Annotated in this window: 18 protein-coding genes; 14 read left to right on the forward strand and 4 right to left on the reverse strand. The window is 67.2% G+C overall.

Annotation, left to right across the window (positions count from 1 at the left end):
* Window positions 1-53: 53 nt before the first annotated feature.
* The 5 genes from AC07NC_RS02850 (at window position 54) to AC07NC_RS02870 (ending at window position 6,858) form a co-directional block, all read left to right on the forward strand.
* Window positions 54-419, forward strand: coding sequence for a hypothetical protein (locus tag AC07NC_RS02850; RefSeq protein ID WP_419755911.1), 366 nt, complete (start codon window positions 54-56; stop codon window positions 417-419).
* A gap of 415 nt (window positions 420-834) precedes the next feature.
* Window positions 835-2,073, forward strand: coding sequence for a TolC family protein (locus AC07NC_RS02855; protein ID WP_494568508.1), 1,239 nt, complete (start codon window positions 835-837; stop codon window positions 2,071-2,073).
* On the forward strand, window positions 2,070-3,344 hold the full coding sequence (locus tag AC07NC_RS02860; protein WP_419755909.1) for an efflux RND transporter periplasmic adaptor subunit: 1,275 nt from the start codon (window positions 2,070-2,072) through the stop codon (window positions 3,342-3,344). The genes AC07NC_RS02855 and AC07NC_RS02860 overlap by 4 nt, the downstream gene beginning before the upstream one ends.
* On the forward strand, window positions 3,341-6,490 hold the full coding sequence (locus AC07NC_RS02865) for an efflux RND transporter permease subunit (RefSeq protein ID WP_428061340.1): 3,150 nt from the start codon (window positions 3,341-3,343) through the stop codon (window positions 6,488-6,490). Before AC07NC_RS02860 ends, AC07NC_RS02865 begins: the two co-directional genes overlap by 4 nt.
* A complete protein-coding gene (locus tag AC07NC_RS02870; RefSeq protein ID WP_428061342.1) occupies window positions 6,487-6,858 on the forward strand; it encodes a copper-binding protein in 372 nt (123 codons plus the stop codon). Before AC07NC_RS02865 ends, AC07NC_RS02870 begins: the two co-directional genes overlap by 4 nt.
* A 130-nt stretch (window positions 6,859-6,988) precedes the next feature.
* Here AC07NC_RS02870 and AC07NC_RS02875 read toward each other — a convergent pair whose 3' ends face one another.
* A complete protein-coding gene (locus AC07NC_RS02875; protein ID WP_428061344.1) occupies window positions 6,989-7,396 on the reverse strand; it encodes a thermonuclease family protein in 408 nt (135 codons plus the stop codon).
* A gap of 194 nt (window positions 7,397-7,590) precedes the next feature.
* Here AC07NC_RS02875 and radC point away from each other — a divergent pair, with 194 nt between their 5' ends.
* The 4 genes from radC to AC07NC_RS02895 all read left to right on the forward strand — a co-directional run bounded on the left by radC (window position 7,591) and on the right by AC07NC_RS02895 (window position 15,668).
* The gene (gene radC / locus AC07NC_RS02880; RefSeq protein WP_494568509.1) at window positions 7,591-8,196 is read left to right on the forward strand and encodes a RadC family protein; all 606 of its coding nucleotides are present in this window, start codon (window positions 7,591-7,593) and stop codon (window positions 8,194-8,196) included.
* Window positions 8,197-8,203: 7 nt separating this feature from the next.
* Entirely contained in the window at window positions 8,204-9,109 is a 906-nt protein-coding gene (locus AC07NC_RS02885) for a toprim domain-containing protein (protein ID WP_494568510.1), read from the forward strand.
* Between the two features lie 51 nt (window positions 9,110-9,160).
* The gene (locus tag AC07NC_RS02890) at window positions 9,161-11,239 is read left to right on the forward strand and encodes a ParB/RepB/Spo0J family partition protein (RefSeq protein WP_494568511.1); all 2,079 of its coding nucleotides are present in this window, start codon (window positions 9,161-9,163) and stop codon (window positions 11,237-11,239) included.
* A 166-nt stretch (window positions 11,240-11,405) separates the two neighbouring features.
* On the forward strand, window positions 11,406-15,668 hold the full coding sequence (locus AC07NC_RS02895) for a strawberry notch-like NTP hydrolase domain-containing protein (RefSeq protein WP_494568512.1): 4,263 nt from the start codon (window positions 11,406-11,408) through the stop codon (window positions 15,666-15,668).
* A 5-nt stretch (window positions 15,669-15,673) separates the two neighbouring features.
* On the opposite strand, the gene AC07NC_RS02900 is transcribed toward AC07NC_RS02895, so the two are convergent.
* Together AC07NC_RS02900 and AC07NC_RS02905 are read right to left on the reverse strand one after the other, a co-directional pair.
* On the reverse strand, window positions 15,674-16,105 hold the full coding sequence (locus tag AC07NC_RS02900; protein WP_494568513.1) for a type II toxin-antitoxin system VapC family toxin: 432 nt from the start codon (window positions 16,103-16,105) through the stop codon (window positions 15,674-15,676).
* Complete coding sequence (locus AC07NC_RS02905; protein ID WP_494568514.1) at window positions 16,102-16,710, reverse strand: DUF433 domain-containing protein; 609 nt, start codon at window positions 16,708-16,710, stop codon at window positions 16,102-16,104. Before AC07NC_RS02905 ends, AC07NC_RS02900 begins: the two co-directional genes overlap by 4 nt.
* Window positions 16,711-16,891: 181 nt before the next feature.
* On the opposite strand from AC07NC_RS02905, the gene AC07NC_RS02910 reads away from it, so the two are divergent.
* The 3 genes from AC07NC_RS02910 (at window position 16,892) to AC07NC_RS02920 (ending at window position 18,293) form a co-directional block, all read left to right on the forward strand.
* The gene (locus AC07NC_RS02910; protein ID WP_494568515.1) at window positions 16,892-17,248 is read left to right on the forward strand and encodes a single-stranded DNA-binding protein; all 357 of its coding nucleotides are present in this window, start codon (window positions 16,892-16,894) and stop codon (window positions 17,246-17,248) included.
* A 34-nt stretch (window positions 17,249-17,282) separates the two neighbouring features.
* Window positions 17,283-17,711, forward strand: a complete 429-nt coding sequence (locus AC07NC_RS02915) for a single-stranded DNA-binding protein (RefSeq protein ID WP_494568516.1) — start codon at window positions 17,283-17,285, stop codon at window positions 17,709-17,711.
* A 120-nt stretch (window positions 17,712-17,831) separates the two neighbouring features.
* The gene (locus AC07NC_RS02920; protein ID WP_494568517.1) at window positions 17,832-18,293 is read left to right on the forward strand and encodes a GcrA family cell cycle regulator; all 462 of its coding nucleotides are present in this window, start codon (window positions 17,832-17,834) and stop codon (window positions 18,291-18,293) included.
* 388 nt (window positions 18,294-18,681) lie between these two features.
* On the opposite strand, the gene AC07NC_RS02925 is transcribed toward AC07NC_RS02920, so the two are convergent.
* Complete coding sequence (locus AC07NC_RS02925) at window positions 18,682-18,903, reverse strand: hypothetical protein (RefSeq protein WP_035305764.1); 222 nt, start codon at window positions 18,901-18,903, stop codon at window positions 18,682-18,684.
* A 397-nt stretch (window positions 18,904-19,300) separates the two neighbouring features.
* On the opposite strand from AC07NC_RS02925, the gene AC07NC_RS02930 reads away from it, so the two are divergent.
* Together AC07NC_RS02930 and AC07NC_RS02935 are read left to right on the forward strand one after the other, a co-directional pair.
* Window positions 19,301-20,218: a DUF2493 domain-containing protein gene (locus AC07NC_RS02930; protein ID WP_287928213.1), complete on the forward strand. Its 918-nt coding sequence runs from the start codon at window positions 19,301-19,303 to the stop codon at window positions 20,216-20,218.
* A 330-nt stretch (window positions 20,219-20,548) separates the two neighbouring features.
* Window positions 20,549-21,244: a hypothetical protein gene (locus AC07NC_RS02935; RefSeq protein ID WP_494568518.1), complete on the forward strand. Its 696-nt coding sequence runs from the start codon at window positions 20,549-20,551 to the stop codon at window positions 21,242-21,244.
* Window positions 21,245-21,289: the final 45 nt, after the last annotated feature.

Consider the following 21,289-nt stretch of genomic DNA (forward strand, 5'->3'; position numbering starts at 1 on the left):
GTATGGGTCGATAGCTTGACTTATGAAGTCAGTTCGCGCCTTGATCGCGGTGCATGTGGAACCTGATCCGCACCCTCCTGGTCGCTTTGGCGCTTGCCGGTTTCATCGGCCAGACCAGCGCGCATGCGACACCGGTCCAGGTTTTTCAGAACCAGGAACTGGCCTCGTCCATGCCTGGCTGCTCCGAGGCTATGCAGATGGCCGACGGCATGTCCGGCAAGATGGGCGATTGCAGCAAGGGAATGACCGGCGACTGCATGGCCAAGATGGGTTGTACGACCTTCGCGCCTCCGATCGTTCCTCCCTTCGTCCTAAGCCATGTGATCGCCCCGCGCCCCATGGTGTTTGCGCCCGTCCACGAGACGCGCACCGGCCATAGCCCGCCGCCCCTTTATTCCCCTCCGAAACAGCAAGCCTGACCTTTCACGCCTGAGCTTTTGGCTGCGTGTGCTGCTCGCGCACACCCCTGTCCGCTCCTGCGAAACGTCCTGCTTTCTCGGGCACGCGCCGATCGGCCAAGCCCTCTGTTTTCGAAGGAAATTCCATGTCTATCCGCTATCTGGCGGGAGTCGCTTTCGCGGCTTCGCTCGCCCTCGTCACCTTGCCTGCCGCCGCAAATGCTCAATCCGCCTCTCACGGCGACTGCGTTCGCCAAGTCGGCCCACCGTCGTCCGCCCCGCACGACGTCTTTCGTCGGATCCTCTGCGTCCATCGTGGCGACGTCGCATCCGGCGACGTGAGGATCTCGCGCAACGCTCCCTCAATGCGGTCGTGCCCGAATGGCTCGCAAGCGATCTCATCCTGCGTCGCTGTCGCCCAGCACGGCGCGATGTAATGCGGGCGCTCGGTCTGGTTTCGGCCCTTGCCATAATCGCCTCCGCTGGGGCGGTTCCGGTTCAGGCCGAGCCCCTGACGTTCGAGGCCGCGCTAAACCGCGCGGCCTCTGATGCTCCCGACTTGCGCGCGGCCGCCCTGGGCGTCGAAGCCGCCGAGGCGTCGGTGGTTGCAGCAGGGCAACTGCCCGATCCTCGCCTGGCCTTCGGCCTCGATGGGTTTCCTGTCAGCGGCCCCTTCGCCGGACAATTCGGCGATGACGATTTCACCGCGCTGCGGGTTGGGATCGAACAGGATCTTCCCAGCCGGGCGCGCCGTCGCGCCGAACGTCGCCTCGCGGAATCCGCCGTCGGCGTGGCGGTTTCCGACAGCGCCGTGGCGCTCAGGGAGGTCAGGATCGCCGCCGGTCTGGCCTGGATCGATCTCTATTACGCCGATCGCAAGCTGGCTGTGCTGGAGGATATCCTCGCAACCCTCGAACCGCTCTGGGACACGGTTCCGTCCGGCGTGGCGTCGGGCGCTGATCGGCCCGCTACGGCCCTGGAGGTGGTTCGTATGAAAGCCGCTCTTGACGATCGTCGCAGCGAACTGGTGGCGCAACGCCAGTCGGCGCGCGCTGTCCTGACCCGATGGACGGGCGACGTCGATCCCAGCATCGAAGGCTTGCCGCCCTCTGACGCCCCGTGGCCGGTGATCTTGCGCGCAGGTCTCGACGATCTGCCCGAACTCAGGGCCTATGGCGCGCGGGATCGGCGGGCCCAGGCGGAACTGGACCTGGCGCGCGCCGGCAGCCGACCCGACTGGTCGCTTCAGGCCAGCTACCAGCGACGCGACCCGCGTTTCGGGGACATGCTTTCGGTTGGCGCCAGCGTCAGCCTGCCTCTGTTTCAACGGGAGCGTCAGCAACCGCTGATCGCCGCCCGGTCAGCCGATGCGGCGCGCGTGACCGTCGAGCGCGAAGGCAAACGTCGCCAGTTGCAGGCGGATCTGGAGGGAGACCTCGCCCAGCACGCCACGGATCATGCTCAGTGGACGCGGGCGCGCGACGTCATCCTGCCGCTCGCCCTGCAGCAATCCGACCTGGAAACCGCAGCCTATGCGGCAGGACGGGTCGGACTGAACGACGTCATCCAAACCTTCACCGCCGTGGCCGAGGCCCGATTGGATGTCCTCGACAAGGAGGCGGTCGTGACCCGTCACGCCGCCGAAATCAGCCTGACCTATGGGGGCGACCAATGATCGATCTTCGCAGCAATCGGCTCGGTGTCACTGTTGGCGCGCTGGCCCTGGTCGGAATCGGGGTCGGCGCCGGCGTCTTCCTGGGCCGACAGGGCGGTCAGGATGCCCCTTCGGCGGCGAGCGAGGCAGGGCGTCGGGTGCTCTACTATTACGACCCGATGTATCCGGACCAGAAATTCGACAAGCCGGGGCAATCGCCATTCATGAACATGGCGCTGGTCGCCAAATATGCGGACGAAGGCGCCCCGGCGGGCGCGGCCGCCGGCGTCCGGATCGACCCGGCCCTGACCCAGAACCTTGGGATGCGGTTCGCGGTGGCGCAGATGGGCACGCTCGGCGGCGATCTGGCGGCGACGGCGGTGGTTGATTTCAATCAGCGCGATGTCGCCGTGGTCCAAGCGCGAGCCGACGGTTTCGTTCAGCGTGTCTACAACCGTGCGCCCGGTGATGTTCTCGTGGCGGGCGCGCCCCTGGCCGATCTGTTGATCCCGAGCTGGGGCGGCGCCCAGGGCGAATATCTGGCGGTCCGTCGAACGGGCGAGGCGGCCCTGATCCAGGCGGCGCGCCAGAGGCTCCTTCTGCTGGGCATGTCGGACGCCCTGATCACCTCGGTGGAACGGAGCGGCCGCCCTCGGACCGTCATCACCGTCACCAGTCCGATCGCCGGGGCCATTCGCACCCTGTCTGTGCGATCCGGCATGACGGTGACCCAGGGCATGACCCTGACCGAGGTCAGCGGTCTCTCGACCGTCTGGCTCAATGCGGCGATCCCGGAAGCGCTGGCGGGCCAGATTCGGATCGGTCAGGCCGTCGAGGCCCGGCTGTCCGCGTTTCCCTCCGAGCGGTTCACGGGCCGCCTGACCGCGCTGTTGCCGGAGGTGTCCGGCGACAGCCGAACCCTGACCGGCCGCGTCGAGATGCCGAACCGGGGCGGGCGTCTGCGTCCCGGCATGTATGGCCAGATCGTCTTCGGCGGGGGGGCTGGGCCGGCGCTGCTGGTTCCGTCCGAGGCCGTGATCCGCACTGGAACAAGAGACGTGGTCATGCTGGCCCTGGCCGACGGTCGCTATCAGCCGGCTCAAGTCCGCGTCGGCCGCGAGGCGGGCGGACAGACCGAAGTCCTGGCGGGGCTATCCGTCGGCGAGCGCATCGTCGCCTCGGGTCAGTTCCTGATCGATTCCGAGGCCAGTCTTTCGGGTGTCGAGGCCCGCCCCATCGGGGGCGCCTCTGCGTCCCCGACGCCTATGGCCCCGATGGGAGCGAAGCCGTGATCGCCGCCATCATCCGGGCCTCGGTCAAGGGGCGGTTTCTGGTTCTGATGGCGGCGCTGGCCCTCCTGGCCGCCGGCCTCTGGGCCCTGAGAAGCACGCCCGTCGATGCCCTGCCGGACCTGTCCGATGTCCAGGTCATCATCCGCACCTCCTATCCCGGGCAGGCTCCGCAGATCGTCGAGAACCAGGTCACCTATCCGTTGGCGACCACCATGCTCTCGGTGCCGGGCGCAAGGACGGTGCGCGGCTATTCCTTCTTCGGCGACAGCTATGTCTATGTCCTGTTCAAGGACGGGACCGACCTCTACTGGGCTCGGTCCCGCGTGCTGGAATATCTCAGCCAGGTTCAGTCCCGACTGCCCGACAGCGCGCGTCCGGCGCTCGGCCCCGACGCGACCGGGGTGGGCTGGATCTATGAATACGCCCTGGTGGACCGGACCGGCCGTCATGATCTGGCGCAGCTTCGAAGCCTCCAGGATTGGTTCCTGCGCTACGAACTCAAGACCGTACCGGGCGTGTCGGAAGTCGCGGCGATCGGCGGGATGGTGCGTCAGTATCAGGTCGTGCTCGATCCCAATAAACTGGCGGCCTTCGGCGTGCGGCAGGACCAGGTCGTCGAGGCGATCCAGCGGGCAAACGGCGAGGCTGGCGGCTCGGTCCTGGAACTGGCTGAGGCGGAGTATATCGTTCGGGCGGACGGCTATCTGACGACGCTCGACGACTTCCGCGCCGTTCCCATCCGCACGGCGGCCGGGGGCGTCACGGTATCGCTGGGCGATGTCGCGACCGTCCAGATCGGCCCGGAGATGCGACGCAGCATCGCCGAACTGAACGGGCAAGGCGAGGTGGCCGGCGGTGTGGTCATCCTGCGCTCGGGCGAGAACGCGCGGGCGACCATCAAGGCGGTGCGCGAAAAGCTGGAGACCCTGAAGGCCGGGTTGCCCGCCGGAATGGAGGTCGTCACCACCTATGACCGGTCTCAGCTGATCGACCGGGCCGTTTCCAACCTGTCGATCAAGTTGCTCGAAGAGTTTCTGATCGTCGCCCTCGTCTGCGGCCTCTTCCTCTGGCACGGTCGTTCGGCCTTGGTCGCCATTCTGACCCTGCCCTTGGGCGTGCTGGCGGCCCTCCTTCTGATGAAGGTCCAAGGGGTGAACGCCAACATCATGTCGCTGGGCGGCATCGCCATCGCCATCGGCGCGATGGTGGATGCGGCGGTTGTGATGATCGAGAACGCCCACAAACACATCGAGCGGTGGGAGCATGACCACCCCGACCGGAAGCTGGAAGGCGAGACCCGCTGGACCGTGATCACCGGGGCGGCCGTCGAGGTCGGACCGGCTCTGTTCCTCAGCCTGGTCATCATCACCCTGTCCTTCATCCCCGTCTTCACGCTTCAGGCCCAGGAAGGCCGGTTGTTCGCGCCGCTGGCCTTCACCAAGAGCTATGCGATGGCGGCGGCGGCGATCCTTTCGATCACCCTCGTTCCGGTCCTGATGGGGTATCTGATCCGCGGTCGGATCCCCGCGGAACAGAGCAATCCGATCAATCGGGTGCTGACGCGGATCTATCGGGGACCGCTCGATTGGGTGCTCGAACGGCCGAAGGCCACGCTGGTGATCGCCGCCCTGATGTTCGCCACCACCGCCTGGCCGCTGAGCCAACTCGGCGGGGAGTTCATGCCGCCGATGGACGAAGGCGACCTTCTCTATATGCCGTCCGCACTGCCGGGGCTGTCCATCGCCAAGGCCAGCGAACTGCTCCAGCAGACCGACCGGATGATCAAATCCGTTCCCGAGGTGGCGACGGTGTTCGGAAAGGCGGGACGGGCGGAGACCGCGACCGATCCGGCGCCTTTGGAAATGTTCGAGACTACGATCCAGTTCAAGCCACGCGATCAGTGGCGGCCGGGCATGACGCCGGAGAAACTCGTCGAGGAACTGGACCGGGTCGTGAGGGCGCCGGGGCTGGCCAACCTCTGGGTCTCGCCGATCCGAAACCGGATCGACATGCTGGCGACCGGCATCAAGAGCCCTGTCGGGGTCAAGGTCTCCGGCGCGGACCTGGCCGAGATCGATCGGATTGCGGCGCAGGTCGCCGAGGTCGCCAAGACGGTGCCGGGCGTGACCTCCGCCTTGGCGGAGCGTCTGACCGGCGGACGCTATGTCGACATCGATATCGACCGGCAGGCCGCCGGGCGATACGGGCTCAACATCGCCGATGTCCAGTCGATCGTGTCCGGCGCCGTCGGCGGGGAGACCATCGGACAGACGGTCGAAGGCCTCGCCCGCTATCCGATCAGCGTCCGTTATCCCCGTGAGCTGCGCGACAGTCTGGACGAGTTGCGCGCACTGCCGGTCCTGACGCCGTCAGGCCAGCAAATCACCCTGGGGACCGTCGCACGCCTGACCATCGCGGACGGGCCGCCCATGCTGAAGTCGGAGAACGGCCGTCCGTCCACCTGGGTTTATGTCGATGTGCGAGGCCGGGACATGGCCTCGGTCGTGACCGACCTGCAAAAGGCGGTCGTCAGGGACGTGCGTACGAGCCCGGGTGTCACGATCGCCTATTCGGGGCAGTTCGAATATCTGCAACGCGCGGCGGAGCGTCTGAAGATCGTGGTCCCGGCCACGCTCGTGATCATCTTCATTCTGCTTTACCTGACCTTCGGTCGTTTCGACGAGGCGCTCCTGATCATGGCCACCCTGCCGTTCGCCCTGACCGGCGGCGTGTGGATGCTCTATCTTCTCGGGTATCATCAGTCCGTCGCGACCGGCGTCGGCTTCATCGCCCTGGCTGGCCTGTCCGCCGAGTTCGGGGTGGTGATGCTAATCTACCTCAAGCACGCGCTGGCCGACCGAGGACCTTCGCCAGATCCCGATCAGGTCGATGTCGCCGTTCGCGAAGGCGCCCTGTTGCGCGTTCGCCCCAAGGCCATGACCGTGGCGGTCATTCTGGCCGGGCTATTTCCGATCCTCATCGGCCACGGCGCGGGCTCCGAAATCATGAGCCGCATCGCCGCCCCGGTCATCGGCGGGATGCTCACGGCCCCCTTGCTTTCCATGCTGGTGATCCCGGCTGGCTACCTCCTTCTCCGACGTCGGCGAAGAGTTTCATCCCCGCTTCAAAACAGGAGTTTTCCATGAAGCCCATTCTTATCCTCTCCGCCGGTCTGGCGCTCGCCTTGGCCGCCTGCGGTCAGAAGACTGAACCCGCGCCCGTCGAACCGGCGGCTGCCGCTCCTGCGGCAACCGGCGACATGTCGGGGATGCCGATGGCGGCCTCGGGCGAGATGTCTGGTTCAGGTACGGGGGCCATCACGGCTGTCGATCCTGCGGCAGGAACGGTGACAATCGATCACGGGCCGATCCCCGGCGTGAACTGGCCTGCGATGACCATGGCCTTCACCGCGTCTCCGACCATCCTTCAAAAGGCGAAGGTCGGAGACCGGGTCCAGTTCGACGTGACGGTGAAGGGGCCGGTCGCGGAGGTGACCGCTCTTCATCCAGAGTAGGCGTACATTCGACCTGACCTCCTCACGGGCCGGACTGTCGGGCGCCGGGCGCTGTCCACCGGCGAGGAGGAGCGTCAGGTCAGGCGGGGGTGGACAGGCTCGAGCAGGCGCACCGCAAGGGCTTCGGCTCCTAGTTTCCACCCTCGCTGCCGCCGGCCGCGCGCAGCAGGTCGCCAACCCTTCGGCCATTCAGGCGGCAAGAGGCGATGACCCTGTCATAGACGATCACCCTGCCGTTGCGGCCGCGCTCGGCAACGCAGGCCAGCACCCGGCCGCGGACCAGGCGAGACAGTCGTTCGCGGTCTGCGCGGCCGGTTGGACTGTGAAGTTCGGGTGCATTGAAATCCGAAAGCCGCACCTCGATCCAGGTCGCGGGATCTGCACTCGGTCCGAGACAGAGGCTGTCGCCGTCTCCGATGTAGCGAACCACACCGGAGAAACTCGCGCCCGCGCGGTCGGGCAACCGGCCTTCGCACGGATCGGCGTGGGCGACCGCGGGGGCCAGCCACAGGCCTGCAAGGATCAGGAGCCATTTCATGCGTGCAGACTGACGCCCTCGCAGCGCTTCGCCAACGGCCGACGGAGAAAAAAGGGAGGGCGGGGGCGACCGCCCCGATCCGGGGCGAGCAGCCCAGGAACCCCGCGATGCGACCCTTGCCCTCATCAATCTCCGGCCTTTCCGATCGACGATCGGCAGACCGGTTCGCGCCGTCGCGCGGCCTCGAGCAGGAGATGGACGACGCCACCCTTCTTTCCCTGTTGATGGCGCGCACCATGCCCGAGCGTGACATCGCGCAGGCTGTAAATACCCTGCTGGCGGCGTTCGGCTCGGTCGCCTCGGTTGTCGCGGCGGATCCACCGGAACTCGCGCGGGCCGCTCGGCTCGACGCGACCACGATCACGGACCTCAAGATGTTGGGCCGCCTGAGCGTGCGACTGGCCCGGTCGGAGGCCTGCCGCCGCCCCGTCCTGTCGTCGTGGTCCGCCTTGGTGGCCTATGTCCGCTCGGCCCTGGCCCATGAACCGAGAGAGCAGTTCCGCACCCTGTATCTCGACAAGAAGAACATACTGCTCCGGGACGAATTCCGCGCTGAAGGCACGGTCGATCACGCGCCCGTCTATCCACGGGAAGTCATCCGGCGGGCGATAGAACTCTCGGCGTCGGCGCTGATCCTCGTCCACAATCATCCGTCCGGCGACCCGGCGCCGTCACAGGCCGATATCGAGATGACGCGGCAGATCATCGATGCTGCGCGCGTCTTCGGCCTGCAGGTCCACGACCATCTCGTCATCGGCCGCCAGGGCACGGCGAGCTTCAAACAGCTCGGCCTGATCTGAGGCGACCATGACTCTTCACGCCATCGTCGCCGCCCTGGGCGGCGACCTCTATGCCGGGGGCTCGCGTGCGAGCATCCCCGCCCCGGGCCACAGCACGGCCGACCGATCGGTTTCGCTGATGCTGGTCGCTGATCGAGTGATCATCCATGGGTTTGGCGGCGCCGATTGGCGAACCGCCCGGGATGATCTTCGCGGTCGAGGCTTCATCGACGACGCCGGTCGGCTCACCGGCGGCGGGCGCGGACGGTCCTCATCGCCGAGACCGGACCAGCGCTTTCGCGTCGAGACCGCATCGCGTCTGTGGACCGCGACGACGGAGCGACCGCCCCACGGTCCGGCCGCTCTCTATCTGCGGCGGCGCGCGGTGATGGCCGTAGCCGCCGCTTCCAATCTTCGCCTGCATCGCTGCGCGCCACTGTCGGTCTATCAGATTGGTGGGCGCGTGCGTCCGGCTCTGATCGCCCGGATCAGCGACGCCGACGATCGTCTGACGGCGGTCGAACTGACCTATCTCGAGATCAACGGGCTGCTCGCTGCCGGTCTGCGCCTGGCTCGCAAGACCGTGGGTCAGGTGCCCCCCGGCGCGGCCGTTCGCCTCTCGCCTGCGGCCGAAAACATGCTGGTGGGCGAAGGGGTGGTCACGACCTTGTCCGCAATGGACCGCTTCGGTCTTCCCGGCTGGGCCCTCACGGCCGCCAACAACCTCGCCGTCTGGAGCCCGCCCGCCTGCGTGCGCAGGGTTCTGATCGCCGCTGATCGGGGCGAGGCCGGTGAGGCGGCGGCGACCCGGCTCCGCCGCCGCCTGGTCCGCGATGGCCTTGATGTCGAGGTGTCATGGCCCGAGCCGCCGTTCGGCGACTGGAACGAGGTCGCGGTCGCGGCGGCGTCGCAAAAGGGGGAGCGAGGGCGCTGAGGGGCGCCGGAGCGGCGGGGATGGGCCCCGTCGCCCGGCAGGAGAGACCTCATGAGCGACCTCGTTCCCGTCATCACCCCAACAACCCCTGCTTCTGAAACCCCGACCCCGGCCGTCATCTTCACGCCCGTGGAACGCATCGTCCGCCTCGGGGATCTCGGCATCGCGCGAGAGAACCTGCGCTATGGCGAACCGCCCGACGACGATATTCCGACCCTGGCCGCCACCCTCAAAGCGGCCGGTCAGTTGCAGCCCGTGACCGTCAGGCCCGGTCGCGGCAAAAAGGAGCAGCCGTTCATGGCCCTCGACGGTCGTCGTCGTCGTCTGGCGCTGGCGATCCTGCTGGAGGACGGCGAAATCGACGAGGACTATCCGGTCCGGACCTATGTCGAGACCGATCCGGCGCGCCAGGCGGCGGCGGTCCTTTTGACCAACACCGCCGTCCCCGTCCATGTGGCCGACGTCATCGCGGCCATCGGCCGAATGCTGAAGTCGAAACTGACGATCACCGCCATGGCGCGGGCGCTCGGCTACGACGAGATCGAGATCAAGCGATTGGCGGCCCTGTCCGGCGTCGCGCCCGCCGCTCTGGTGGCGCTGAAGGCGGGCCGCATCACCCTTCGCCAGACCCGGTTGCTGGCACGACTGCCGGATCGCCAGGAGCAGGAGGACCTCGCCCAGATGACCTTGGACGGCCGTGGGTTCCAGGAATGGCGGGTCAGCGAACGTCTCGACGACAGCCGGGTCACCACGCGCGATCGCCGCTGCGCCCTGGTCGATCCTCAGGCCTATGCCGACGCCGGAGGCCGCACCGAGACCGACCTGTTCGGCGAACTGCCTCCTGTTCTGCTCGACCCGGATATTCTGACCGACGTCTGGACCCATCGCGCACGCGGGATCGCGGCCGTGTTCGAGGCCGAAGGGATCTCGGTTCACGTGACCGCCGGCCCGGAGCCAGAGCTTCCCGATGATCTTGAGGCGCTCGGCTATGTGTATGGCGGTTCACTCCCTGCCGAAGAGATGGCGCGCTACCGGGCGCAGCGGGAGGTGTTCAACGACCGGACCGAGAAGGCCCGCATCGCCCTGGCAGACGTCGAGCACCCCGACGTCGCTGATCTGGCAATCGTCGACATGATCCACGCCAAGATCGCATCAGACCAGACTGGATGCGGGGGCCGGGTCGTGACCACGATGGTCCTGTGGCCGGCCGCGGAGGCAGGCGTCGAAATCCGCTGCTACACGCCGGAGGAACCCGAGATCGACGAAGAGGATCAGGACGCCGCGCCGGAGGCCGCGCGTCGGACCTCGGCGCCACCGACCTATGTCCCGCCGGAAGTCGACGCTCCGGAGCCGGACACCGAGGGTGTCAACCACGCCCTGCATGCCGTGCGGACCGACGTGGCGACGCGAGGGCTTATCCGTGCCCTGGCCGACGATCCCGGGGCGGCGCTTACAGCGTTGATTGCGCGGCTGTTCACCGTCCTTGTGCGATGCGCTCACGTGATGCGAACGGACTCGGCCCTGGCCATCACGGCGAGCGGATTCAATCCCGCCAACAGCCGGGTCATCGAGGCTCTGGATGGGGATATTCGTCGACGGCTCGAGGATCGTCGTACAGCATGGGAAGCGTCCGGCGAGACCGTCATTGCCTGGGTCCACGGCCTTCCCCACGGCGAGAAGATGGGACTGCTGGCGGAACTGACCGCCATCAGCCTCGATGTTCGCGAGGAGAAGACCTTCTCCATCCGCCGCAGCGCCCGGGCCGAGGCGGCGGAGCTGGCGGCGCTGTGCCACGCGGACATCACCCTCCACTGGACGCCCGACGCCCCCTTCCTGCAGCCCCACTCCAAAGCCCTGCTGACCGGCATGCTGGGGACCATGGGCGCCGAGGACGAGCGGGCAAAGACGCTCCGCAAGACCGAGCTGGTCGACTGGGTGGCCGAACAGGCCGCGCAGCGGACCTGGGCTCCGGCCGCCCTGTCCTGGGCCGCTCCGATCGACGCCGATCAGGATGCCCCGGACATCGAGGACCAGGTCGCCGGCGATGGCGTCGATGAGGACGACGAGGGGGCCGGCGCCTTCGTCGTCACTCCGGCGGGCAAGGCGGCTCTGGACGTCGCCGCCGCCTGATTATCCGCACCCTGAAACACCGCCCCGGCGACCTGCCGGGGCGGTGTTTCTCTGTCGTCGTGCACGTCGACGCGACTGTCGGGGAGACGAAGGGAGGGCGGGGCGAAGCGAGCCTGGAGGACCGAGAGGGAGGAGCCCTCCGCTCCAGGCGACCGGAGCCTTCTCAATGTCCACCACCCGCAACCTGTCGCTGTTCGCCGACCTCGCCGTCGGGAATCTCCCCGCCAACATCCTGGCCGCCGCCCGTGCATTGGCCATCCATCTGGCCCGCTCGCGCGCGCTGGATCGACGCCTCGTGGCCGATGTCATGACCACCGCGTTCGGGGTGTCCGACGCCGAGGGCGGCTGGACCTGGCGCGACGCCTATGACGCTATCGAGGCCGCGACGGTGCTTCAGATCCGCCGCCTCGCGCCGCAGATCGCCCGGCTCGAGGACGCCCCGGCCGAAATCGCCGCTCTGCTCGCCGGTGTCTCAGCGCTTGGCCTGACCCACAGCCGGCGCAGCGAGGAACAGGTCGCGCTGGACCAATTCTCCACCCCGCCCCAACTCGCCGCTCTCGCGGTGCTGGCCGCGCAGGTTCGACCGGAGGACCGTGTCCTCGAGCCGTCTGCGGGGACCGGATTGCTGGCTGTGGTGGCCGAAGCGTGCGGGGCGAGCCTGACGTTGAACGAGCTTGCGCCCACGCGCGCGGCGCTCCTCGACGGACTTTTCGCCAAGGCGACGCGCCGGCGGCACGATGGCCGCCATCTGCCCGACCTCCTCAAGGACGCCGGGTCGTTTGACGTCGTGGTCTGCAACCCGCCGTTCTCGGATCTTCAGGCCCATCTTATCGCGTCGCTCAAGGTTCTGGCGGACGGCGGCCGGATGGCGGCGATCGTGCCTCTCACCGCCCTTACCGACACCGATCTCAGGCGGGTGCTCGAAAGCCAAGGCGTCATGGTGGCCGCCGTGGCGTTTCCCGCGCGCGCTTTCGCCAAACACGGCACCTCGGTCGAGACCGGCCTGCTGGTCATGGATCGCGGCGGGACAGCCGTCTGGGACGGCCTCCTTCATCAGCCCCAAGATCTGGAGGCGACCGCCCGGATCCTCGCGAGCCTTCCGGATCGCGGCACCGCCCGTCCGCGCGTGCGGTTGACTTTAAACGCCGCCGCCTTCCTCGCGCCGCGCGACCGCGGGCTCGCCCTTCCCGCAGGCCGACTGGCCTTCCCGGCCGGAGCAACACCCCTGGCCTATGAGACGCGGCCCTGGGCTGGCGAGGGCCGGGACGTCGGCCTCTATCAGGCGCATGCCCTGGCGCGGATCGTCCTGCCTGATCCCCGGCCTCACCCTTCGCCTCTGGTCGAGTCCGGCCCGATGGCCTCGGTCGCGCCGCCCGCGCCGACCTACCGGCCGGTGTTGCCGCCGGCCGTTCGTGACGAGGGCCGGATCTCCGACGCCCAGACGGAAACGGTGATCTACGCCGGCGAGGCCCATGCGGCCTTCCTGCCCGGGAGGTTCCGACTGGGCGAGACGGCCCATGAGGTGGCGCTCGTTCGCGATGGTGCTGAGGACGGCGTTTCGTTCCGACGCGGATTCTTCCTTGGCGACGGCACCGGCTGCGGCAAGGGCCGTCAGATCGCCGCCATCGTCGCCGACAACATGAGCCAGGGGCGCGAGCGCGCGGTCTGGCTTTCCCGCAATGATGCCCTGCTGGAGGACGCCCGGCGCGACTGGGGCGCCATCGGCGGGGGCACCCACGACATCGTGCCGCTGTCGAGCTGGAAGCAGGGCGACGGCGTCAGGCTCGATCGCGGCATCCTGTTCACCACCTACGCGACCCTTCGCCAGCCGGCACGGGGCTCCCGCCAGTCCCGCCTCGACCAGGTCGTCGCATGGCTGGGCGAAGACTTCGACGGGGTCATCGCCTTTGACGAGGCCCACGCCATGGCCAACGCCGCCGGGGGCGGCAAGGGCGCGCGCGGGGCCAAGAAGGCCTCGCTGCAGGGCATGGCGGGTCTTGCCCTGCAGAACCGGCTGCCGAACGCCCGCATCCTCTATGTTTCGGCGACCGGCGCGACGACGGCGGAGAACCTCGCCTATGCCGCCCGGCTGGGCCTGTGGGGCGGGCCGGAAGCGCCCTTCATGTCCCGCGCCGACTTCCTCGACGCCATGGACCGGGGCGGGGTCGCGGCGATGGAGCTTGTGGCGCGCGAGCTCAAGGCGCTCGGCCTCTATGTGGCGCGATCGCTGTCATTCGAGGGCGTCGAGTACGAACCCTTGGTCCATCCGCTGACGACCGACGACATAGCCATCTGGGACCAGTGGGCCGACGCCTTCCAGCTGATCCACGCCAATCTGGCCGAGGCGCTGAAGTCGACCGGTCTCAGCGACGACGCTGGCAAGCCCAAGAGCGCGATGGCGGCTTCGGCGGTTCACTCCGCCTTCGAGGGCGCTAAACTGCGCTTCTTCGGTCACCTTCTGGCTGGCCTGAAGGCGCCCAGCCTGATTGCGTCCATCCGTGACGACCTCGCTTCGGAGCGATCGGCTGTGGTCCAGATCGTCTCGACCAATGAGGCGGTGATGGAGCGGCGGCTGTCCTCGATCCCACCCGAGGAATGGAACAACCTCACCATCGACCTGACGCCGCGCGAGTATGTTCTCGACTATCTGCGTGAGGCCTTCCCTGTCCATCTCGTGGAGGCGATCGAGGACGGCGACGGCAATGTCACCATGGTCCCGGTCATGGACGACGGTCGTCCCGCCCTCAGTCAGGAGGCGTTGGCCCGACGCGAGGCCCTTATCGAGCAGATGGCCTTTCTGCCCGCTGTGCCGGGCGTGCTCGACGCCGTGCTGGACGCCTTCGGGACCGACGCGGTCGCCGAGATCACCGGGCGGTCGCGCCGGGTCGTGGTGCGCGACGGTCGTCGTGTTGTGGAGCGGCGCGGAGCCTCGGCGGCGCGCGCTGAGACCGACGCCTTCATGAGCGCACGCAAACGGGTGCTGATCTTCTCGGACGCCGGGGGAACGGGGCGCAGCTACCATGCCGATCTGTCGGCGGGGAACCGGCAACGGCGGGTCCACTATCTCGTCGAGCCCGGTTGGCGGGCCGACGCCGCCATCCAGGGGCTCGGCCGCTCCCACCGGACGCATCAGGCATCCGCGCCGTTGTTCCGGCCGGTCACCACCGACATCCAGGGCGAGAAGCGGTTCACCTCGACGATCGCGCGCCGGCTGGACTCCCTGGGCGCGCTCACGCGCGGCGAACGGCGCACCGCCGGAGCCGGCCTGTTCCGCGCCGAGGACAATCTGGAGAGCCCTTGGGCGCGCCGGGCATTGCTGGTCTTCTACGGCGCGCTAGCCTTCGGGGAGCTGGACTCGATGACGCTCGAGACCTTCGTGGCCAAGACGAGCTTGAAGCTGCTCGACGACAACGGCGGGCTCAAACCCTCCGACGACCTGCCGCCGATCCATACCTTCCTGAACCGGCTTCTGGCGCTGCGCATCGCCGACCAGAACGCCTTGTTCGCGGACTTCGACCGAATCCTGTCCGGCATCCTCGAGCGAGCCGCCGCCTCGGGCGACCTGGACCGGGGGCTGGAGGACATCGAGGCCGAGGAACTCGAGGTCACGGATCAGGAAGTGATCCGGACCGATGTGTCGACGGGGGCCGAGACGGCTCTGGTGACCTTCTCGCTCAAGGTAAGGCGCGAGATTCTCGTTGCCGATGACGCCCTGACCTGGGCGCAGGAGGTCGCGCACCAGTTGGTCGTCAACGAGAAGTCGGGCCGCGCCGCGATCGCGGAACTGGGCCTGACCACCTCGACGGACGAGAACCGCCTGATCACCGCCGTGCGGCTGGTTCGGCCCGATGATCGCCAGACGATGGCCGAGAAGACGTTCGGGGAGTCGGCGTGGAAGCCGGCGGAGGTCTCGACCTGGCGGCGGGTCTGGGACCAAGAGGTCGCCGGGACCGACCCCTGGCGGACGCGCGAGCTGACGCTTGCCACGGGATTGCTCTTGCCGATCTGGGGCCGGTTGCCGGCGCGGGGTTGCTCGGTACGCCGGGTCCGGGCGCCAGACGGACGCCGCTGGCTGGGGCGGGTTCTGGACCAGGTTCAGGCTCGAACTCTGAAGACGAGCCTGGGCCTGACCGACGTCGCCGAGGTCTGGGCGGACGGCGCGAAAACCGCCGCCACGATCCTGGACCGCAACGTCCAGCTATCGCTGGAGGGTGGGCTGTGGCTGAAGCGGTCCCGCGTCATGGACCGCTGGCGCATCGAGGTGGTGGGAGGCCGGACGGATCGCGACGCCCTGGTCGCCTCGGGCTGTTTCGTTGAGATCATCGCCTTCACGCCTCGGGTCTTCGTCCCGGTTGATCGGCCCACCGTGTTGGAGGCGGTGCTGCGCCGCCATCCGGTTCAGACAGTCCTCGACGGGCAGGCCGCCTGAGCGGGTCAGGCCGGCGTCGCCTTCGGCGGCGACCGGGACGGGTTCAGAAGGGGGACGCCGCGACCCGTCACATCCTTGATATTGGCGGTGACGAGCGTCAGACCGTGGACCAGCGCGGTCGCGGCCAGGGCGGTATCCTCCTCGTCGCTGTCGCGCTCGGCCAGCATCCGGCCCCAGACGGCGGCCACGGCTTCGTCGATGGGCAGGATGCGGCCCTCATAGGCGGCGATGACCGCGTCCACGCCCTGTGTGATCGCCGCGGCGGCAGGATGGTCGGCGGCTGTCGCCCGCTCCGCTCCGTATCGCAACTCGCGGACGGTCATGGCGCTGATGCAGAGCTCGTGGTCATCGACCGACCGGAGCCAGGCCAGGATGTTGGCGGACGGTTTGGGCTTGCTGCTCTGGCTGACGACGTTGGTGTCGAGCAGATAGATCATCCCCTCGGCCGCATGAACGGCTCGAGCCCGCCAAGGTCGGCGCCCTGCATCGCGCGCTTCGCCGACGTCGCCGGATAAGGGCGACCGGATTTGGGATGGGCGCGCGCATAAGCGGTCGCCGCCTTGATCTTGGCGGGCGACAGTGACGGGTAGTCCTCGAGGATCTCCTCATCGGTGGCTCCGCCTGCCGAGAGCGCCGCCAGGCGATGGACCTCGATGTCGGTGCCTCTCACGACGGGAGCGCCGTGTTTGATCTCGATGGCACGATCCACAGCCTCCAGCGCCTTCAGGCGTTGCGCGACATTTGTCCGATGCCGCTTCAACTGCACGATGAGCGGCCCGACAGAGACGCTGGCGGACTGCGCGGGCTCCTTGATCACGGCGACATACAGGTCGTCGAGCGCGGACGGCGTCAGGGTGTGGCGATAGGTGGCCACCATGTCGAGATAGACGAGATCGGTCAGGCCGACGCATCGCACAGCGCGCTTGGCCGGACCTGAGGCCTCTGGCTTGAGTGGTCGGCGGTTGACGTCGCGTTTGATCGCGTCGAGCGGTTGATCAAGGACGAACGCCGCTTCGGGCAGAGTCCACTGGGGATCGGGCATCGAACAAGCCTCCTAATATGATCCAATATAGGATCACATTGTGGGTTCGGCAATGTCGGTGAGGCCCAGGATCGCGTGCGCGACCGAACACCGTCCAAAGGAGCGGAGGAAGGGAGTTTCCGGGTGAAGCGGGATTGGGGAGATCGGCTCCCCGACGGCTTCGGATATCCAGGAGACTGACATGCAAAACGTGATGTTCACCGGCCGATTGGCGGCCGACCCCCAGATCACCGACGACTTCGGCAAGGCGGTGTTTCGCCTGCTTGAAAGCCGCGGCGTCGACAACGCCGGCAAGGATCGGCTGGTCGGCGTCAACTGCGTGAGCTGGTCCAAAGGCCTCAACGAGAAGGTCATAGCCCGGGGCCTCGCGCAGGGGTGTGAGGCCGTGGTCATCGGCGCCTTCATCGATACCGCCTACGCGGCCAAGAACGGGACCGAGCGGACGGCCAAGGAGCTGGTCATCAACCGGCTCACCGTCCTCGACTGGGCCGAAGACCGCGACACCCAGGACAGCACCGCCGACAGTGCCGCCGCCTGACCCCTATCAACATTCAATCCTCAGGAGACTGACCATGCAAACCGTGATCATCGAGGGCTATCTGACAGCCAATCCCTCCGTCCTCTCGGCTCAAGGCTCGGGCAAGAAGCGGGCAAGCTTCCGCGTGCTCGAGACCACCCGTTTCCGCAAGGCTGACGGCACGCCCGGCGAACGCACGACCGGCTTCAACTGCATCTGCTTCAACGAGGCGACGGCCGAGAAATACATCGGCCCGTTCGCCCGCAAAGGCAGCCGCGTCGTGATCCAGGGTCATGTCGAGAACGACACCTGGACCGGCAAGGACGGTGTCGAACACTACGACATGCGCGTGATCGTCGGCGATATCCGCCTGAAGAACCGGCGCGAAGCTGCGGAAGGCGGCGCCGGCGATGAGGGCGGCACCGACCGCCAAGTCCAGGAGCCGGCCAGTGGCTACGACCTGAACGACGACATCCCGTTCTAAACGGCGAGCGAATGACGGCGGCCCGGCGCGCGAGCGTCGGGCCGCTTTCCTTTTGTGGGGGAGGAAAAGGCAGGGCGGCGCGAGGTGAGCCGATCGGGCTCGTCAGCCTCGGAGCTTTTCATGACCGCCTCTGCCTGGACCGATGACCGCATCGGTCGTCTGAAGACACTCTGGCTCGAGGGCCAGACCGCCGAACAGATCGCCCGCGATCTCGCCAATGGCATCACGCGCAGCGCCGTGCTCGGCAAGGTCCATCGCATGGGTCTGTCGGCGGGCCGTTCCGGCCGCCCGCCCAAACGCCCTGACGCCGGTCCGAAGCCATCCCGCGTCGCGCCGACCAGGTCCCTGCCGGATCGGCCGATCGACGCTCGCCCCGTCGTCGCGACTGAACATGGCCTGGCTACAGTCCTCTCGGTGCGGCGCTGCCAGTGCCGTTGGCCCTTCGGTGAGCCCGGAGCCGTTGACTTCAGTCTGTGCGGTCAGCCGGTCACGCGCGGCGCCTTCTGTGCCTCGCATGCCGCCGTCGCCTATCGGCCGGCGGACACTCCCCGCCCCCTCGACCGGCTGGCGCGGCTCAACTGAGATCGGCCACGCCCGTGCTGCGATCTGAGACATGACGATCTGAACGGCGGCCTCGACGAGGTCGCCGTTTGTCTTTTCTCCGTGCGCCAGATCGAGCGACCCGCTGTTCGGCCTCTGGCCGCATGAGAGCCCAATGGCAGTTCGTGCCGCTGGCATGAACGTCGCCAGTCAGAATCTGGGATGGGACCGGCTGAAGACTGCGCGCGCCTTGAGTCTGGCTGGAACTCCGGAAAAATCGGCGGCGCATGTCCTCGACATGGACGCCCGCAAGCGTGACATCAGCGGCCCCGTTCAGGGGGCGATGGAGGCCTTTCTTGGCAGGCTGGCGTCCCGTCGGCTGGACCGGTTCCGCCGCAGAATAAGGGCCCGTAGACAGGCCGTCCTCTCTTCAGTGAACCGTCTCCCAGCCTCGCATCGGCGTGACGTCGTGGGAGCCCTCGGTTTGCACGAGAAGCTCCACGTCGCGGCCTGAGAGATGGATTTGCCGCGTCAGCTTTAATCCGGCGTCCTCCGCATCGACACGGAAGTCATATTCACCGATCTGCCGATCGTCTTTCATGACGCGCCATCCGCCTTGGGTTCGCAGCACGGCGACGGTGATCTTCTCCATACCAGGCTCCGACGTTTGAAGGACGGGTTGATTTAGCACCGCTGGTTTCTCTCATGCCAGTGAGTGAGCATCGGACTATTGCCTGCGGCGCCCTCAGACGTTCGCAACCGCGTAGCGCCGCCGGCTCGCCGACGCCGACGGACGGGAAGAGCGTTGTCTTGTCTTCCGTATCGGCGCAACGGCGCCGAGTGGTGTCGTCGTCGCGAAGGGCGACGACGACTTACCCCCACACAACGCCCTCCGATTTTGTCACAGCACCCCGGAAGTCAACGGCTTCGCCTTATTCCCTCCACGGAGGGCAAGCGGCCCTCCGCTCCGGTGACTGCCGGGGACCCCGCTGTGGCCAAAACCGGGGTCGTTGCGCATGGGGCGCTCGACATTCTCCAGGAATGTTCCAATGACCCGTTTCAACACTTCATCCTCCGCCTTGGCCGACCTGTCCTCTTCCCTGGACGAGGGAGGTTCGCTTCCGACCGAAGATGCCCTGGTTCAACTCGGGCGCGCGCTCATGACCGAGCTGATCGACGTCATCTCTGACACCGCGCTGGAGGATTTCCAGACCATCCTGGGAGAGGCCCTGATCGGCGCCTTCCATTCGGCGGCAGGGCGGATCGAACGCGATGCGGACCGGGCGCGCGATACGATGCGATCGCTCGACCGGGACTTCGACGGATCGGAAGCCGCCGACACCGAGCTCCAGGAAGCCACGACCAAGGCGAGGGCGGGCGATGCGGCGACGCAGGCCTGCGAACTGATCCGGGATGCGGCCTCCGAAACCTGGACGGTCGCGACCGGGGAGGTCTGGACGGCCTGGCGGGGATCGCGGCGCGGCACACATCTGACGGCGGCGCAGCTGGAGGCGAAACAGGCGATCCGGGCGATCCGCAATCGCAAATCGGGAGACGCGGATCCGGGCGGTCCGGTCATCGCCTTCAGGGGCGCGCCGACGGCCGACAGCGCGGAGGACGCCGGGCGGATCTTCGACGCCCTGAACTGGGCAAAGTCGGAATGGCCCGACATGGCCCTGGCGACGACCGGGGCGAAGGGGTCCGAGAAGCTGGCGATCAAATGGGCCCAGCAGAAGGGGGTGAAACTGATCCTCGCCCGCGCGGATTTCGACACCCACGGCAAGGCGGCTCCCTTCCGGGCGAACGACGAGCTGATCGCGCTCGAGCCGGAGGTCTGCCTGACCCTGGTCCATTCGGTTGCGGGCGTGAGGGAGGACCAGCGGCCGTTCGGACCTGCGCTCAACCTCGGGCAGAAGGCGATGGAGTCCGGGCTGCGGCACGTCTCCATCAAGGCGCGCGCAGCCTGACAGATCACCCCTGCATCAACGACCCGCTCGGCTTCGGCCGGGCGGGTTTTTGTTTGTCATCCGGCGGCTCGATCCGATCGACGGCCTGTGCAGCGTGTGTATCTCGCTTCCGGTCACCGATCATGATGGCTGTTGATAGGGTATGTCGGCATGTGATTTCGATGGATTACAATCTGCAAAAAGGGTCGGAGGGCAAGATAAAAGGGTGTTTTTGGCTGCGCCGGTTTCTTCTATTCTGTCCGATATTTAGCGGCAGCTCGGAGCATCATTGACGACTTGTCTTGAGTTGTCGTCCTTCGAGCCTTCGCTGCATGCTCTGGAGGACTGCGAATGCTGATCCGCGACGAGATAGACGGGCGGGTTTCGGCCGACTCCGGCCGGGCCGCCGACGCCGTGCGCCTCGGCCTTCCGTTGTCCCTCAAGACCGAGCGGATGAACGTCAAGAACGGTATGCTCAAGCGTCTGGCGAGCTCCAGGGCCTTCGCTTTGGGCAATCGTTCAGGGGTGCTCAAGGCGGCGCAGAACCGGTCAGGCCGCGCCTTCAGACTGGACGTTCGCCAGAAGGTGATCGTCAAGGCGCTGGTCTCTCGACACATGGGCAAGGGCGCCGATCGGGCCGCCGCACTGGCCAAACATGTGTCTTATCTCGGACGCCCGGGCGCCGGCGTGGAGGGTGAGCGACCGGACTTTTTCGATCGCAGTGCCGATGGCGTTCGGCCCGGCGTCGAGACGGAAGGCTGGAGCCAGGACAGGCATCATTTCCGCTTCATTATCTCCCCTGAACACGGCGAGCGGCTCGACATGAAATCCTATGTTCGCGAGGTCATGGGACGGGTCTCGGCGGATCTCGGAGAGCCGAATCTGAAATGGGTGGCGACCTGCCATTTCGACACCGATCAACCCCATGCCCATGTGCTCGTTCGGGGACGCCGAGCGGAAGGACGGGACCTCGTCATTCCGCGCGACTACATGGGTTATGGATTTCGGGCGCGGGTGTGGATCGGCGTGGAAAAGGGACCCCGTTAGCGGTGTGATCGGCGTCGAATAAGGACCCCTCATTCCTGAGGTCTA

This window comes from Brevundimonas sp. GW821-FHT10A07 (assembly GCF_059415785.1).